Source organism: Pontibacter sp. Tf4 (assembly GCF_014212495.1).
Classification (GTDB): Bacteria; Bacteroidota; Bacteroidia; order Cytophagales; family Hymenobacteraceae; genus Pontibacter.
Genome location: NZ_JACKZC010000001.1, coordinates 491,069 through 507,281 on the forward strand (window position 1 = coordinate 491,069; position 16,213 = coordinate 507,281).

The 16,213-nt window shown below is 49.7% G+C and carries 12 protein-coding genes; 7 read left to right on the top strand and 5 right to left on the bottom strand.

Going from position 1 to position 16,213, the window contains the following annotated elements:
* Window positions 1-167: 167 nt before the first annotated feature.
* Window positions 168-1,244, top strand: a complete 1,077-nt coding sequence (locus H7F15_RS02080) for a calcium:proton antiporter (protein WP_185195283.1) — start codon at window positions 168-170, stop codon at window positions 1,242-1,244.
* A 170-nt stretch (window positions 1,245-1,414) separates the two neighbouring features.
* Entirely contained in the window at window positions 1,415-3,238 is a 1,824-nt protein-coding gene (locus H7F15_RS02085; RefSeq protein ID WP_185195284.1) for a prolyl oligopeptidase family serine peptidase, read from the top strand.
* Between the two features lie 123 nt (window positions 3,239-3,361).
* Here H7F15_RS02085 and def read toward each other — a convergent pair whose 3' ends face one another.
* From def to H7F15_RS02105, 4 genes are all read right to left on the bottom strand, one after another.
* A complete protein-coding gene (def, locus tag H7F15_RS02090) occupies window positions 3,362-3,931 on the bottom strand; it encodes a peptide deformylase (protein WP_185195285.1) in 570 nt (189 codons plus the stop codon).
* Window positions 3,928-4,347 (bottom strand): Holliday junction resolvase RuvX, encoded by a 420-nt coding sequence (gene ruvX, locus H7F15_RS02095; protein ID WP_185195286.1) that lies wholly within the window; start codon window positions 4,345-4,347, stop codon window positions 3,928-3,930. The genes def and ruvX overlap by 4 nt, the downstream gene beginning before the upstream one ends.
* A 110-nt stretch (window positions 4,348-4,457) precedes the next feature.
* Window positions 4,458-4,952, bottom strand: a complete 495-nt coding sequence (locus H7F15_RS02100) for a DUF2231 domain-containing protein (RefSeq protein ID WP_185195287.1) — start codon at window positions 4,950-4,952, stop codon at window positions 4,458-4,460.
* 1 nt (window position 4,953) lies between these two features.
* Entirely contained in the window at window positions 4,954-5,271 is a 318-nt protein-coding gene (locus H7F15_RS02105; protein ID WP_185195288.1) for a hypothetical protein, read from the bottom strand.
* Window positions 5,272-5,595: 324 nt separating this feature from the next.
* On the opposite strand from H7F15_RS02105, the gene H7F15_RS02110 reads away from it, so the two are divergent.
* The 5 genes from H7F15_RS02110 to H7F15_RS02130 all read left to right on the top strand — a co-directional run bounded on the left by H7F15_RS02110 (window position 5,596) and on the right by H7F15_RS02130 (window position 12,203).
* Window positions 5,596-7,257 carry a S41 family peptidase gene (locus H7F15_RS02110; RefSeq protein WP_185195289.1) on the top strand — a complete coding sequence of 554 codons (1,662 nt, stop codon included), beginning with the start codon at window positions 5,596-5,598 and terminating at the stop codon, window positions 7,255-7,257.
* 47 nt (window positions 7,258-7,304) lie between these two features.
* Complete coding sequence (locus H7F15_RS02115) at window positions 7,305-8,507, top strand: homogentisate 1,2-dioxygenase (RefSeq protein ID WP_185195290.1); 1,203 nt, start codon at window positions 7,305-7,307, stop codon at window positions 8,505-8,507.
* A 71-nt stretch (window positions 8,508-8,578) separates the two neighbouring features.
* Window positions 8,579-9,106, top strand: a complete 528-nt coding sequence (locus H7F15_RS02120; protein WP_185195291.1) for a hypothetical protein — start codon at window positions 8,579-8,581, stop codon at window positions 9,104-9,106.
* Between the two features lie 14 nt (window positions 9,107-9,120).
* Complete coding sequence (locus tag H7F15_RS02125) at window positions 9,121-9,498, top strand: co-chaperone GroES family protein (RefSeq protein WP_185195292.1); 378 nt, start codon at window positions 9,121-9,123, stop codon at window positions 9,496-9,498.
* 182 nt (window positions 9,499-9,680) lie between these two features.
* Window positions 9,681-12,203, top strand: a complete 2,523-nt coding sequence (locus tag H7F15_RS02130; protein ID WP_185195293.1) for a DUF5916 domain-containing protein — start codon at window positions 9,681-9,683, stop codon at window positions 12,201-12,203.
* A gap of 101 nt (window positions 12,204-12,304) precedes the next feature.
* On the opposite strand, the gene H7F15_RS02135 is transcribed toward H7F15_RS02130, so the two are convergent.
* On the bottom strand, window positions 12,305-16,075 hold the full coding sequence (locus tag H7F15_RS02135) for a S8 family serine peptidase (protein WP_185195294.1): 3,771 nt from the start codon (window positions 16,073-16,075) through the stop codon (window positions 12,305-12,307).
* Window positions 16,076-16,213: the final 138 nt, after the last annotated feature.

Genomic DNA, 16,213 nt, shown 5'->3' on the forward strand with positions numbered 1-16,213 from the left:
TAAACAAAAGCAACTATAGCCAACAACAGACTTTTGCTGGCAAAACAACGGATTTTATGCAGTATCCCGTCAACAGCGACTGCCTTTGTCTCGTTCAGGATACTATAATTCAACACACAATAAATAATTACAACGCTTAAATTTACACCGACACCTAAACTATAACAATGCGATTATTTCTACAATGGACGAGCGTCCTTCCGGTGTTAGCCTGGCTCCTGTTCTTTTCGGGGCTTATACATGACAGCACATTCTTTCAGATCGTGGCAAGCGTACTGCTTATTGGCAGTGTTATGTCGGCGGTACACCATTCCGAGATCATAGCCGAGCGGGTGGGAGAACCGTATGGTACCATTATTCTGGCGGTTTCCATCACTGTTATCGAGGTGTCTATCATCGTGTCGCTGATGATGTCGGAGGGGCAACAGGCGGCTTCGCTGGCGCGGGATACCGTATATGCGGCTACCATGCTCATCCTGAACGGCATCATCGGGCTTTGCCTGCTGATAGGCGGGTTAAAGCATTACGAACAGAACTTCTCGGCGCCTTCCGTAACTATAGCCCTGATCTCGCTTGTGTCTATTATCGTGTTTACGCTGGTGTTCCCTACCTTTACCGAAAGTGTGCAGGGATCCTATTACTCTAATCCGCAACTTATTTTCGCCTCCATCGCCTGCCTGGTCATTTATTCCACGTTCCTGTTTGCGCAAACCAGGAGGTACCGCCAATATTTCCTGACCATTGGTGCCGACGAAAACGAAGAAGCCGCTGAACCCATCGTGATCAGTAACCAGGTATTCATTATAAGCCTTGTATTTCTGCTTGTCAGTTTAGGCATTGTGGTGCTGCTGGCCAAAACATTGTCGCCTACCATCGAGAGCATTATCATCAGCTATAGTTTGCCTAAAACACTGGTTGGGGTTGTTATTGCTGCCATCATTTTATTGCCCGAGGCCATGGCCGCTATCATTGCCGCACGTAAAAACAGGCTTCAGACCAGCATAAACTTATCGCTGGGCTCTGCGCTGGCAAGTATCGGGCTAACTATACCCAGTGTGGCTGTGGTGTGCATTATAATGGGAATGCCCATTATTTTAGGCCTTGATATTAAATCGATCGTGCTGCTGGGGCTGTCGGTATTCACTGTGATGCTGGCCCTAAGCAGCGGCAAATCTAATGTAGTATATGGCGTGGTGCTGCTGGTAAACCTGTTCGCGTTTATATTCCTGATGATCTACCCATGATCAAATACCACCAGCTGCTATAGTTGGTACTCCTTATAATTGCAAAAAAACAGTGCTCTGATAGTAGCTATAGTTAGCCGCTATAGTTTGAGTTGCTTTACTTGCCTTGATGGCTGATAAGACGAAAAGGCTTTTGTTTAGCTATGAGTTAGCACGATAAAATTTCCCTGATGAAGAAAATAGGTTTGGGTATTATCCTCTGGCTGTTGACCGGCAGTGCGTTAAGTGCGCAAAGCATCTCTGATATAGTGCTAAGCCGTGATGGAAAGAAGATAGCTTTTATAAAAGATGCAGACTCATTGTTTATTAAGCGCATAGCTACAGCAGACAGGCCTGTATTTGTTGACAGTGGCTTACGGGATAACGGAAACCAAAGGTTCCTGAACTGGACCTCGGATTCGGAGAGCCTTGTTTATGAGAAAGGCGAGCAGATTAAAGTCTATAGTTGCAAGGCACAGGCTACAAAGCTTGTACAACACCAATACCTTGATTCGCTCTGGTTATTTCAGTTCTACCTGATCCGGCAAACTGCTGTCAGTAATAAAAACGAACTGTTCTTCTCTGCTGAACTTAAAAACCAGAAATTGCCTATCCAACTCTTCAGGCTGAACCTGGAAAACGGGGCTATCAAACAGCTGACCAATTCTAAGTTGCACGTCAGTAATGTTGCGATTTCAAAAGATCAGAAGTATGTAGCTTATGCCTCTTACCAGGTCACAGACAATGTTTCGCAGTCCAGGGTTACTATAATAGAGGCTGGCAGCGGGAAGGCGCTTGCTGAAACAGAACTATACAACAACTGCTTTTTTTCGGAACTGCAATGGTCTGGCAAAGGCTCTCAACTTCTTGCCATTGATAGCGGAAACAACAGCAAACTACTGACCTTTAACAAGCGCGAAGGATTGAAAGAAGGTCCGCACCTCAACCTCTCTTCCACCGAAAAGCCTGTTGCGTTTTATAACAGTGTCAGTGTGCTGTATTCCGATACAAAAAGCGGCAACAACAGAATAGGCATCTATAATTTTACTGACCAGACGAAGAGGATATTACCTGGAAACGGAGCTGCGTACCTGGCTTATAACAATGCTGCAAAAAGGGACCAGCTTTACTATGTAACTGAGTCGCCGAAGCAACCGAAAACGCTGGCAAGCATAACAGTAGGCAAAAGTGACATCGGCAACACTACAACCATTCATAATTTTAGCAGCGAAAACCCTTTGCAGGCATACGGGCACCTAACTTACTGGTACACCAATACAGACGGCGATTCAACTTCCAGCCAGGTGTATTTCCCTAAGTCGTTCACGTCAGCGGGCGAAAAGCAATATCCGCTGCTGGTAATTCCATACGGCGGCTACAATAACTCCTACCCGGACTTTGGCTACTTTCTGAACGAAGTTGTATTCGATTATCTCAACCAGGGCTACATCATCGCCTTCCCGAACACAAGAGGAATTGACTATGAGCGGCAGCAGGATAACTATGGCAAACTGCAACTCGAAGACACAGAGAAATTCATCCGTGAGCTTGGCAAAACGCACCCCGTAGACAAGAGCAGAATAATGGCATTAGGCCACAGTCATGGTGCTACAATGGTATATTATTATTTAACGCACTCGTCGGTGTTTGCAGGAGGAATAGCTATAAATGGCGCCGCAGACTGGATAAAACAGGCAGAACGGAAATCGATGGCTGGTCTGCCTTTTGGCATGGGAGGAATGCCCGCTGAGCTTGAAGATAAATATAGAACCTTCTCCCCCTTCGAGAATATTGGCCAGCTTAAAGCCCCTTTACTGATTATTGCCGGCAAAGAAGACACCCAGATACCCTACGACCTTAACGCAGTAGCCTTTTATAACAAAGCCAGAGAAGCAGGCAAACAGGTTAAACTTGTAGTGTTCGCCGATGAAGGACATTTGATCGGCTCGCACACAAATAAGCAGCTACTGAACCAGGAGATAAAGACTTTTATAAAGCAAAACAGCGGCGAATAACTTTTTCTGCCACACCAACGCATATTAACTATACAGTTAGCTAAAGCTTAAAACACCATCGCCTGCTATAGTTGTATAGCAGGCGATGGTGTTTATATCAAACTATAAACTATAGTTTATAGTTTAGCGGCGCTTATCGGCAGCCGGGAATTTCATCTTATAGTCCGCGTCTACTTCGCCTTTCGATATTTTGGCCAGTTTATTTTTGATCAGGCGCTTTTTCAGGCCGTTCAGGTGGTCAGTGAACAGGATGCCCTCGATGTGGTCGTACTCGTGCTGGATAACGCGGGCGGTCATGCCATCATAGGTATCGGTGTGCTCGTTCCAGTCTTCGTCGAAGTAGTTGATCACGATGCGCTCGGGGCGGTATACGGTTTCGCGTACGCCCGGTATGCTCAGGCAGCCTTCTTCAAATCCCCATTCTTCGCCGTCCTCTTCAATTATCTCCGGGTTAATAAATGCCTTCTTCACGCCTTTGCCTTCGTCCTCATCGTCCATCATTGGCTCTGAGTCTATCACAAACAGGCGAATGCTTTTACCGATCTGCGGCGCTGCCAGGCCTACGCCGTGCGCATGGTACATGGTAGTGTACATGTCCTCGATGAGCTCTTTCAGGTCCGGGAAGTCCTGTGGTATGTCTTCTGCTTCTTTCTTCAGTACAGGGTCGCCGTAGGCTACAATAGGGTAGATCATAATATGTTTTTGCTCTCTAAATACGATTGTAAAATAATGGCAGCACTCACACGGTCAACGGTGCCTTTGTCCTGGCGGTCCTTCTTTTTGAGTCCGCCGGCCAGCATGGCAGCCTGCGCCATTTTAGATGTAAAGCGCTCGTCTATAGTATGCACCGGTATAGCAGGGAGCTCCCGCTGCAGTGTACGCATAAACCCTACCACATGCTGTGTGGCATCAGAGTCTTCGCCGGAAAGGCGGCGTGGCATACCCAGAACTATAGCCTCTACGGGTTCGCGCTGCACATAGGCCTTAATAAAAGCCAGTGCATCTTTGGCATGTACCGTATCCAGTGGATTGGCTGCTATCTGCAGCACATCTGTAACGGCCAGCCCCACACGTTTTGTTCCGTAATCAATTGCCAGTATCCTGCCCATCGTTCGCTTTTATACAGCAAAGGTAAGGATTTAAATTGTTGGTTGATACTGGTTGACTGACAGGAAGAAGTTGGCAGTGCAATTTAGTGGTGACGTATTCCAATACAATTTTATTCAAATCCGGCGCAGTCGGATGTAGGGACGTTTACGCCGCCGGCCTGGTTATACACCACCTGCGCGCCCAGGTGCCCGGCATAGGTCAGGAACCCGGAACCTGCCAGCATCAGCAGTACTATTACAATCCGGACCGGTTTCAACCAGTTTTTCAGGATGCCGAGACCGAGCAAAAGGTTCAGCACCGCAGCCGCCGAAAAAAGATAGGCAAGGTTGAAGGCTGCATTCTCGTGGTCCTTTAAAACCGTAGGGTCGCAGATCTTGCGCGACACAATGCCATCGGCCATGTCGCCGGTGTAAATGCCCACCCAGGCAGTAAAAAAGCCGAGGTAGAGCAGGTAAGAGCCAGCCTTTTGCCAGAAAAGATGCTGTTCATCCCGCACAAAAAGGGCGACAACTTTAGCCAGCGTTGCCAGCAGCAGAATAGCTATCGGGAAATGTACGCTCAGCGGATGCCAGATCTCGGTCCGCCAAAAGGTTGGCTCGTTCATGTTATTCCAGTATTCTTACAGCTTTCGGATCAAGGCGCTGGCCTGTCTTTTCAACATCTACCTCTACCTTACCGCCTTCTTTCAGGTGGTCGAACGGTACAGTTTCGCCGTTATGTGTCAGGGTAGTATTTTCTGTAAAGTATAGTTCCAGCACTTTGCCATCGTCTGTTTTTACATAGATCTCATCCTTATCAGGCTCTACTTCCTGAATGGTGCCCTGGTAGGTTCCGGAGTCAACAACATCTGTTGATTGCTGGCAGCTGTAAAAGAACGGCGCCGCAGCCACAAGTGCTGGCAGAAGCATTTTCGTGATTTTCATGTTTTATAGTTTAAGTGATAAATGAAATATATGATTTCTGAAGTATAACTCCTAAGTACGTATTTTGTTGATAGAAGCACAAGGCAAAAGCGTGATAATGTAAAACAGCCGGCCTGCCATGTAGTATGCCGGCACTACAGGTATACGTTTCGGTGGCCGGGCAGGCTTAATAAGGTAATGTATGCAAATAACATAGGGCGCAGGTAGTTATGCCGCTGCAACCTTGCTAATATTGTATTTGTATAGATAAGGAGCCCTTCCGTATATTTATAGCAACAGGCACTGGCAGGCTGGCTGGGCAGCGCCTATAGGTAAAGAAAAACTATGAACAACAACGCGCACGACGAAGAAAGGAAGAGAGTCCGTAATTCGCCTATTCAGATAAAGTTGCCGCTGTTTATTGCGCTGGCCCTGGCGGCTGGTGTACTGATCGGTGCCAATACGTTTGCCCCATCCTCTACCAACCCGCAGGATACCGCTAAAAGCTACCTCAAGTTCCGCGACATTCTAAGCTACATAGACCGCGACTACGTGGATACCGTGGATGTAGAGCAACTGACAGACTATGCCATCACCGAAATGCTGGAGAAACTGGACCCGCACACTTCTTACATTCCGGCTAAGGATATGGCCATGGCCCGTTCGTACCTCGAAGGCGATTTTGAAGGCATCGGTGTAGAGTTCAACATCTTTAACGATACCATTTATGTGGTTACCCCGCTGAGCGGTGGCCCCTCCGAAGAAGCAGGCCTGCTGGCCGGCGACAAGATCATAAATGTAAATGGCGAAACCGTGGCCGGCACCGGCATTACCAACGAAGGTGTATTTAAGCGGCTGCGCGGCAAAAAAGGCTCGGAAGTAAAGCTGGGCATTATGCGCGGCGATAACGAGAAGCTGCTGCCTTTCACCATCAAACGAGATAAGATACCAACCGTGTCGGTGGATGTGAGCTACATGGTGAACGACAAGACCGGTTATATTAAAGTGAGCCGTTTCTCAGCCAATACCTTTGAGGAATTTAAGCAGGCACTTACCGGCCTTAAAAAGAAAGGCATGACCCAACTGGTACTGGACCTGCGCGGCAACCCCGGCGGCTACATGGACCACGCTACCCGCATGGCCGATGAATTCTTATCCGGCAACAAACTACTGGTGTACACCGACGGCAAAGGCACCCGCTACGACTCCAAAACATTTGCCCGCACCAAAGGTGATTTCGAGAATGGTCCGCTGGTTATACTGCTGGACGAAGGCAGTGCCTCGGCCTCAGAGATTGTGGCTGGCGCCATACAGGACAATGACCGCGGGCTTATCGTTGGGCGCCGCTCGTTTGGCAAAGGCCTGGTGCAAATGCCAATTCCGCTGAACGATGGCTCGGAGCTGCGCCTGACTATATCGAGATACTATACACCAAGCGGCCGCTCAATTCAGAAATCCTACACCAAGGGCACCGATGAATATGAGAAAGATATGCTGAACCGGTTGGAGCGCGGCGAGTTCTTCCACCCCGACAGCAGCCTGTTTGTAGATTCGCTGAAATTCAAGACATCGCGTGGGCGCGTGGTGTATGGGGGCGGTGGCATTATGCCGGATGTGTTTGTGCCGCAGGATACATCGGAGTTTTCGGAATACCTGAGCCAACTATACAGCAAAGGTGTGCTACGCGAATTTGCCCTTAGTTACTACAAGGCCAACCAGAACCAACTGGAGAAAATGAGCCTGGCACAGTTCCGCAAATCGTTTGATGTGACCGACAAGATGCTGCAGGATGTGGTGAAGCTGGCCACAAGGCACGACGTGAAATACGACGCCGCCCAGTTTGCCCGTTCTAAAAACATTATCCGCAACAACCTGAAAGCCTTTTTGGCCCGCAGTGTTTACGGCAACGAGGGTTTTTACCCGGTGCTGCACGAAACAGACGATGAGTTTCAGGCGGCCATGAAGCAGTTTGGCAAAGCACAGAAACTGGCTAAAGGCGGTGTGTAATTATTTGTACATTTGTAAAGCTTACTATAACCTTATAGCAGTAACGCATGGCATTTTATCATAAACTGGGCGAGATCCCGCATAAACGACACACACAGTTCCGGCAGCCCGATGGCAGCCTGTATGCCGAGCAGCTGGTAGGCACGCTGGGCTTCAGTGGTGTTTCGTCGTTGCTGTACCACATTAACCCGCCCACCAAAATAAGCCGCATAGAGGAGCCTGTACCGTTTAAGCCAACTATAGCCGAAGGTATAAAACTGGCCCCGCACCACCTGCGCACTTTAGACATAAAGGTTACCGGCACCGATTACCTGGACGCCCGCAAAACCGTGCTGCTCAACAACGATGTGGACATCAGCATCTGCAACCCGAGCGAGCGCGACATGAACTACTACTATAAAAATGCAGCCAGCGACGAGGTGGTGTTTGTGCACGATGGCAGCGGCGATCTGCTTACCCAGATGGGCCGCATCCCGTTCAAGCCCGGCGATTACCTGGTTATTCCGCGCACGGTTATCCATAAGTTCAGGTTCGATGAAGGCGATGTGCGCCTGCTGATTATTGAGAGCCACAGCCCGATCGAAACGCCGCGCCGTTACCGCAACCACTTTGGCCAGTTGCTGGAGCACTCGCCGTTTTGTGAGCGCGACATGCGCCCGCCCATGGAACTGATAACCGAAACCGAAAAAGGCGAGTACCGCGTGCAGATAAAAAAAGAAGGTTACCTGCACCAGTACTACTATGAGTTCAGTCCGTTTGATGCCGTAGGCTGGGATGGTTACTTTTTCCCGTATGCCTTCTCTATCTATGATTTTGAACCGATAACCGGCCGCGTGCACCAACCACCTCCCGTACACCAGACCTTTGAGGCGCATAACTTCGTGATCTGTTCGTTTGTGCCACGTCTTTTCGATTACCACCCGCTGGCTATACCGGCGCCATACAACCACTCCAACGTAGACTCCGACGAGGTGCTGTACTATGTGGAAGGGGACTTTATGAGTCGCAAAGGTGTAGACAGGGCATCGTTTACCATACACCCGGGCGGCATTCCGCATGGCCCGCACCCGGGCACGGTAGAGGCAAGCATCGGCAAAAAAGAGACCCACGAATACGCTGTGATGATCGACACCTTTAAGCCGCTGCACCTGACCGAGTATGCCGCCGGCCTGATGGACAAAAATTACCCGATGAGCTGGAGCGAAAACCACGACACCAACGGTCCGCGCCCGGCTGATATGATGGATTAAACTATAACTTTGCGGGCCGGAACTGCTTTTCAGAAAGTAAGTCCGGCCCTTTTTACGCTATTTCCTTTTCCATGAAAAAATACTTCGGTGCAGTTTTGTTGCTGCTTATAGTTGCGGCCTCTGCCTGCGATTCGCTGGACGAGCGGTTTGTGTTCTACATCAACAAAAAAGCAGACCTGCAGGTAACGCCCGGCACGCCGGTAGGCACGGTAACCGAGTTAGGCCCTACAACTATAGTTACCAACGCCGATACCACCTTTATGCAGAACCATACCCGTGCCGAGCTGGTGCAGGACATAACACTGGATAAGTTTGGGCTGACGATAGCGGACACCGTTGTGAGAGAGTTCGGGTTTCTGGAGAGCGTGGACGTGTACATGTCTGCGGAGGAACTGGACGAAGTGCGCGTGGCCTTTTTAGAGCGTGTTGCCGAAAACGATACCATCCTTACCCTAAACCTGACCAACACCAAACTGGACGAGTACCTGAAAAAGGAAGCCTATACCATCCACACCCGGGCAAGGCTGCGCAAAGCTGTACCCAAAGATCTTAAACTGGAGGCAGAGATCCGTTTTAAAGTAATTGCCGACCCTATTTAATGCATAGCTTACCCATGAGAATTTCAGAAAAGAACAAACTGGAGAAAATTATTATAGTTGGAGACCGTGTTCTTATAAAACCCAAATCAGCGCGCGAGCAGACTAAAAGCGGCCTGTACCTGCCACCTGGTGTGCAGGAAAAAGAAAAGGTGCAGGAAGGCTACATTATGAAAGCCGGCCCCGGCTACCCTGTACCTACCGACTATGGCCTGGACGAAGAGATCTGGGGCGAAGATGCTGAGAACGTACGCTACATTCCGCTACAGGCCAAAGAAGGCGACCTGGCCATTTACCTGCAACGCGATGCAGTAGAGATCAATTACCTGAACGAGAAATATTTTATAGTACCGCAGTCGGCGGTGTTGATGCTGGTGCGCGAAGAAGACCTATAGTATTAGCTGTAACTATAGTTAAAGAGCCATGCCTGCGGGTATGGCTTTTTTATTTTTCGGTTGGCAGAAAACCGAAGCAACTTTTTGACTTTCGACTGCATCTTTATCGCATCAGGCGATAAAAGCTTACCGGTAAAAATCTAACTTTGTATTCAGAAATTATATACCCGCTCCTATAAACTATGAAGAAACACCTACTGACAGGTTTTATGTGCTCTATGCTATGCCTGTGTTGCCTGCTGGCACAAGGGCAGGCCGCTAAGCAAACTATAGCGCCTAAAAAAGAGCTTACCGCGCTGCGCATTACTGATAAACCTGAGATAGACGGTGTGCTCTCCGAGCCCATGTGGGAGCAGGCCCAGGTTGCGACAGATTTTATCCAGAACCGCCCCAACCCGGGCCCGAAAGAACGCTTCCCGACGCTGGTAAAGATCATATACGACGATGAAGCCATTTACATTGGCGCCGTGATGCAGGATGCCGCTCCCGACAGCATTTTTAAAAGCCTGAGCGAGCGCGATGACCTGGGCAATGCCGACTGGTTTGGCGTATTTCTGGATACCTACAAAGATGAAATAAACGGCTACGGCTTTTTTATAACCCCTGCCGGCGTGCAGTTGGATGCCCGTTACTCATCAAACGGCGAAGACTTTAGCTGGAATGCTGTCTGGGAAAGCGCCGCAACTATAGAGGGCAACAGCTGGGTAGCTGAGATAAAGATTCCCTACTCCGCCATACGTTTCAGTGCCAGGCCCGAACAGCTCTGGGGGCTTAACTTTATGCGCAACCGGCAGGCCACCCGGCGCGGCTATTTCTGGAACCACGTTGACCCCGCCAAAGATGGCTTTGTAAACCAGTGGGGCTTGCTGCATGGCATTAAAAACATCACACCGCCGGTCCGTTTATCGTTTACGCCATATATTTCTGCGGTGGCAAAAAGCTACCCGGTGCAGCCCGTTGGCTCCGACGAAACCACCTTTGAGAGAGAACTTAACTTTAGCGGCGGCATGGACCTGAAATATGGAATCAGTGATGCTTTTACCCTGGACATGACGCTGGTGCCGGACTTCAGCCAGGTACAGTCTGATAACCAGGTGCTGAACCTTTCGCCGTTTGAGATACAGTACAACGAGAACCGGCCATTTTTTCTGGAAGGGACCGAGCTGTTTAACAAAGGCGGCTTTTTTTACTCGCGCCGTATTGGTGGCAGGCCTGTAAATTTTCACATAGATAACGAGACCTTGCCCCAGCACGTGGTCGTATCCGAGAATCCGGTTGAAACAAGGATGATAAACGGCACCAAAGTATCGGGACGTACTAGGGCAGGGCTTGGTGTGGGTATTTTTAATGCCGTAATAGGCCGCTCGTATGCCACCCTGCGCGATACCCTGACCGGAGACACCTTTGAGCGCGAAACCCAGCCACTGACCAACTATAACGTAACTGTGCTGGACCAGTCTCTGAAAAACAACTCGTACGTTACTTTTGTAAACACCAACGTTATGCGGCAGGGCAGCACCTACGATGCCAACCTGAGCGCCCTGCTTTTCCGCCTGAATACCAAAGGCAACAAGTTTGCGATAGATGGTAATTTTGCCCTCAGCCAGCAATATCATACCTCCGAAACTGATCTGGGCTACACCTATAGCATTGGGGCAGGCAAAACCAGCGGTAATTTTACCTATAGTTTAAACCACGTTGTAAAGTCCGATACTTACGACCCCAATGACATGGGAATAAACTTCTACAACAACTTATCGGAGCAAACACTTAACCTGCAGTACAATTTCTACCAGCCATTCTGGAAACTGCTGAACCTTTACACAAACATTGGTGCAATTCACGCGCGCCGCCACGATTCCGGCGACTTCCAGAACTTTGCGATCTATAGCAATGTGAATGGTACGTTTAAGAATTTTCTGGGGGCTGGCCTGTACATGAACCTTGAGCCGGTGCTTACCTATGATTTTTTTGAACCCCGTGTGAGCGGCTGGTATTACGAGTACCCGGTAAACTATAGCATTGGTGGTTACCTGTCGTCGAACTATAGCAAGAGGTTTGCCCTGGATGTGAGCATGGACTACCGCTGGTTTGACGAGAACAATCGCAGGAACTTCGGTTTTGGTGTTTCGCCACGCTTCAGGCCAAACGACAGGTTACTGGTGGTGTACCGGTTTAACAAAGGCTACAACCTGGACCAGATGGGCTATGCCATTAACCTGAAAGGCCGGCAAGGCAAAACAGACCCTACACCTATAGTTGGCCATAAAATTATCTTCGGTCTTCGGGACGTGGATAATGTGTCGAACTCGCTGGAGGCGCAATACATTTTTAACAACAAGATGTCGCTCACATTGCTGGCACGGCATAACTGGTCGCAGGCGGCTTACCATAAGTATTTTGAGTTGTTGCAGAATGGCCGTTTATTAACCTCAGACTATGACCCTGCCAACTATGACGAAGTGCACGATCGTAATTTCAACTCCTTTACCATGGACCTTGAATACTCGTGGTGGTTTGCGCCGGGCAGTGAGCTATCTATAGTTTGGAAGGATGCCTTTCTGGAAGAGACCAACTACCCGAAAGACCGTTATTTCGATAACGTCAATCACACGTTCACATCGCCGCAATCCAACCTGTTATCGGTTAAGTTACTCTACTACATCGACTACCTGACACTGAAGAACCGTTTCGGGAAGAAATAGTCTTGCTGCCTGCCTCCGGCCCTTATAGTTTGCGAGGCAATCAGGCACAACAAAAAAGGCTCTGAAAAATCAGAGCCTTTTTTGTTGTGCTATAGTTTATTTTAATGCTGTATAACCAGTCGTTTTACCACAACGTCGTTGTTTTTGTAGATGCGTAACAGGTACATGCCCGATGCAGCACCGCTTAGGTCTATCTGCGCTTTGTATATCCCGTTAAAGTTGCTGACATCACCTTTACGTAATTCGTGCCCCAGCATGTCGTACACCGTGAAGGTCACTACATCCTCGTGCGCTACTTCTCCTTTTAATGTAAACTCACCTGCACTTGGGTTAGGGTAAACTATAAACTCTTTCCCTAACGGCAGGCCTTCTTCGTAGTCAAAGGTAAACGCCTGGGCATTCTCCGATACGCATCCGTCTTTCCCTACTACTACCGAGTAATCACCGCTTTTTGTCGGGGTATATTCCTTGCCTGTAGCGTCTGGTATAGCTTGGCCATTCAGGTACCACTGGTTGCCTTCGGCCGCGCTGGAGTACAGGGTGTGGCCGGTGCGCGTAATTACAGGTTGTGCCAGCGGTTCGGCACCTTTTACCTGCACGGCTACACGCTCGCTTTTGCAACCAAGGGCTTTTACTTTCAGGTCGTAGAAGTAGTAATAATAGGTATCTGAATCAGGTGATGCCGAGTTGCCGGTTATGGTAAACACACCATTCACACCCATCGGGTACACTACCTGCGACTGGTTGTTTCTATAGATGGTCGCATCATTGTCGTAAGAGATAGCAATGCGGTAATCGCCGGCAGCAGGCAGTTCCAGGCCAAGGAAATACACTTCACCTTTATCATTCGGGTCATCCGGAATATTGCCCGGCAGCGGAACGTTACGGGTTGCAGTAACATCCAGCACCCTCTTCGATACCTCTACATTATCCTTATTATAAACCGTGAACGTGATCTTGCCGCTGTTGCCAATGTACAAACGGGCACTTTCCATAATTACCGGGGCGTGTGTCTTCACAAAAACATCCGGCGTAAACTGGTTGTAGCCGCCACTGTTAAGCGCCGATTTGGTTTTAATCCCTACATTCAGGTCCAGGTCGTTAAGGGCGGCATACATAGTTGTACTTACCTTGGCTTCCGGCACCAGCAGCTCGTTCCCGGCAGCTACCGGGCTGGTATCGGTGGCAGATTTATACCAGAACACGGTACCGTTACCGGAACCAACAAACGAGTAGTTCGGGTCATGACCGCATCTGAAAATAGAAGCCTGCGGAGCAGCGTTGCCCTGGCTGACAGCTAATGTATAGCTCGCTTTGTTGTTGCCAGCCACTACATCGTTCGGTAGCAGTACTTCGGCTGTAATTGTGTAAGTAGCGCCTGCCTCTGTAGCAAATGAAGTAAGCACCAGTTCGGCTGTGCGCGATGGCAGAAGTATGCCTCTGTAAGTGCCGGATAGTTGCGTAAATGACGCCCCGTTCTTAAGCACTGTTACTTTTACCGGTATGTTGCTCTGCTCAGCAGCCCCGTTGTTACGGATCTTTACACGCACCGCCTGCGATGGATTGGCGCATACCAGCTCATTTACCGGCTCTACGCTTAAGGTTGCAAGCTCGCGGGCTGGTTTTGCAAGTTGTACCACATAATCCTGGGTTTCGCCTGCGCTATAGTTACCGCAAGGGCTTATTGTTGCTGCATCGGTGGTTTCGGCCAGGATAACGCGCATACGCACTTTATGATCCAGTGCCATGCCATCCGGGGCGGTTATAGTTGCTGTAATGGCAGTATTATCGGTTACCACTCCTGATACAGCTACCAGTTCGTTGGCATCTGCAAAGCTTCCGTTCGCATTCCAGTCGATAAACACCTTGGCTATTTTAGGAGCCTGTGTAGTGCAGGTGGCCGGCTGTATGGTAATGGTTTTGCTCTGGGCAGGCTCTATAGCGAACATGTGCTCAGTATAGTTGGTGTAAGCGGCACAGCCGGCTGCACGGGCCGGTGAAAGGGGCGCATTATTGATCGCGATGCTCTGGATATAAGTTCCCTGATCTGAAGTTGGTACGGATGTGCAGTACACGTTGCCGCCTACGCCACTGGCAAGCATCGAGAACGCCTGCGGGCCTTTTGCCAGGAAGCCTTTGTGGCTCACTTTTATACTATAGGTTTCGCCGGGCACTGCATTGGCAATGTATACCTGCTCCACGTTATCCAGGGTGTTGTTGCCGGGCACAGCTGCCGCCGCAGGGTTCGCCGGGTTCAGGGTCCAGGCCTGGTAGGTTTTGCCATTATGCAGCACCTGCACGTCCAGGTCGTTTACCAGGCGCGGGGTGCGGTTGTTCAGCACACTTGATAAACTGCTTATCACGGCGGCCTCAGGATCTGTCCAGGCAATAGTAACTTTTAGCGGGCCTGCACCGGATGCCACTACGTCTATTGTTTGGGTCTGGTCCTGCGCTAACTGCCGCTCTTCGAGTAAATGTTTGTATATAGGGTTTGATCCTCGTTTAAATTCAGAAATAAGTGTTGCGGCGCGGCCCATGTTCAGTAGTCCCCAGCCATAAATGTAATCGGGGCCTACGGAGGTGCCGGCCTCATCAGCGGTGTGGATCGCAAGGCCTTTCAGGGTGGCAGCGCGCATTACGTTGCCATTCATCAGGTTGGCATAATGCTCCTGCAGCAGCAAAAGCGAGCCCGATACGTTGGGCGACGACATGGAAGTACCACTGAAAATGCCATAGCTGTCATCTCCGGTAGCTACCGACGACATTACCTGCACGCCGTTTCCAACGATATCTGGTTTTATACGTCCATCGTCAGTCGGTCCCCAGCTGCTGAAAGTAGAGATCTGCACATCGGTAGGCGAACTATAGCCGGCAGGGATCGGGTTTACAGCGCCCACCGTCAGGATATTCTTAGCTGTTCCGCTTGTCGAGATAATGTCGTAGCCATCGTTGCTGCTCATATCGGCCGGGCGGGCAGCTACCAGGTCAAACGAGCCGGATTTGGTACGACGATAAAAAGGCTGCCCTACGGGCGGGCCGTTTTCAGAGCGGTTGTTACCCGACGACTTTACGATCAGGTAATAAGGGGCATCGAACGCGATCTTATCCCAGGCAGAAGCGCCGCTGTCGTAATAACCGAATTTATAGTCTTCGGTGGTGCTCACGTCGGGGTGTCCCCACCACTCCCAATACGGGTCGGTTGCAGTTCCTTTTTTATCTGGATTGTAGCGCCAGCCACTGATAGAGCCGTACGAGTGGTTAGATACCAGCAGGCCTGCGGCAGCACTTGCCATTTCCGAAACGTCGCCGTTAAAATCATAGGCCATCAGCATTTTGTTTCCAAAAGCCATGCCCTTGGCAGACGGATTTACGCCCGACGCCATCATGGTTCCCGCTACGTGGGTAGCGTGGTCGTCGTTAGAAGATGGATTGTCTTTCTGGGTTACACGGCCTTTAAGTTCCTGGTGTGTCTGGCGCACACGGCCACCATCCCATACGCCAAGCTTGTTGGTTACGGCGGCACCTGCCCCACTTAAGGCAAGCCCTAAGGATCCACCGGCCCATACCTGGTCGGTGCCTACTGTAGCGGCTGCACGTGTGTTGTTATAGGTAATGTAGTAGATGGGCATTCCCTGGGCATCGATGCCCTGCAACGAGATGCGGCTTCCGTCGGAGAAAGTTTTTTCTATTACCCAGTCGTTCTTTTTGGCCAGTTTAAGGGCCTTATTTCTACTGGCTTTATAATCTTTTGCTACCGCCGAAGCAAATCTGCTTAACTCCTGTTTGTTTGCCCGCAGTTCGGTCCGCTGGGCAAATGCCGTGGTGCTCGCTGTCAGGCCAAGTACAGCGAGCCAAAGGCTCCATCTTCTCATAAAAGGTAAAAGTTGTAGTTGTATGCTTCTAAATTACATTAAAAAGCTTTATAAAGCCAAAGTCGTTCCGGATTAGGTATAATTTATTATTTGGAGTTATAACATTGAAAACCAGCAAGGCAGAAACAAAAAAGCACC

Excerpts from the sequence above, each read along its gene's own strand:
- H7F15_RS02080 (WP_185195283.1), top strand. The coding sequence starts at position 168 with ATGCGATTATTTCTACAATGGACGAGCGTCCTTCCGGTGTTAGCCTGG.
- H7F15_RS02085 (WP_185195284.1), top strand. The coding sequence starts at position 1,415 with ATGAAGAAAATAGGTTTGGGTATTATCCTCTGGCTGTTGACCGGCAGT.
- def (WP_185195285.1), bottom strand. The coding sequence starts at position 3,931 with ATGATCTACCCTATTGTAGCCTACGGCGACCCTGTACTGAAGAAAGAA.
- ruvX (WP_185195286.1), bottom strand. The coding sequence starts at position 4,347 with ATGGGCAGGATACTGGCAATTGATTACGGAACAAAACGTGTGGGGCTG.
- H7F15_RS02100 (WP_185195287.1), bottom strand. The coding sequence starts at position 4,952 with ATGAACGAGCCAACCTTTTGGCGGACCGAGATCTGGCATCCGCTGAGC.
- H7F15_RS02105 (WP_185195288.1), bottom strand. The coding sequence starts at position 5,271 with ATGAAAATCACGAAAATGCTTCTGCCAGCACTTGTGGCTGCGGCGCCG.
- H7F15_RS02110 (WP_185195289.1), top strand. The coding sequence starts at position 5,596 with ATGAACAACAACGCGCACGACGAAGAAAGGAAGAGAGTCCGTAATTCG.
- H7F15_RS02115 (WP_185195290.1), top strand. The coding sequence starts at position 7,305 with ATGGCATTTTATCATAAACTGGGCGAGATCCCGCATAAACGACACACA.
- H7F15_RS02120 (WP_185195291.1), top strand. The coding sequence starts at position 8,579 with ATGAAAAAATACTTCGGTGCAGTTTTGTTGCTGCTTATAGTTGCGGCC.
- H7F15_RS02125 (WP_185195292.1), top strand. The coding sequence starts at position 9,121 with ATGAGAATTTCAGAAAAGAACAAACTGGAGAAAATTATTATAGTTGGA.
- H7F15_RS02130 (WP_185195293.1), top strand. The coding sequence starts at position 9,681 with ATGAAGAAACACCTACTGACAGGTTTTATGTGCTCTATGCTATGCCTG.
- H7F15_RS02135 (WP_185195294.1), bottom strand. The coding sequence starts at position 16,075 with ATGAGAAGATGGAGCCTTTGGCTCGCTGTACTTGGCCTGACAGCGAGC.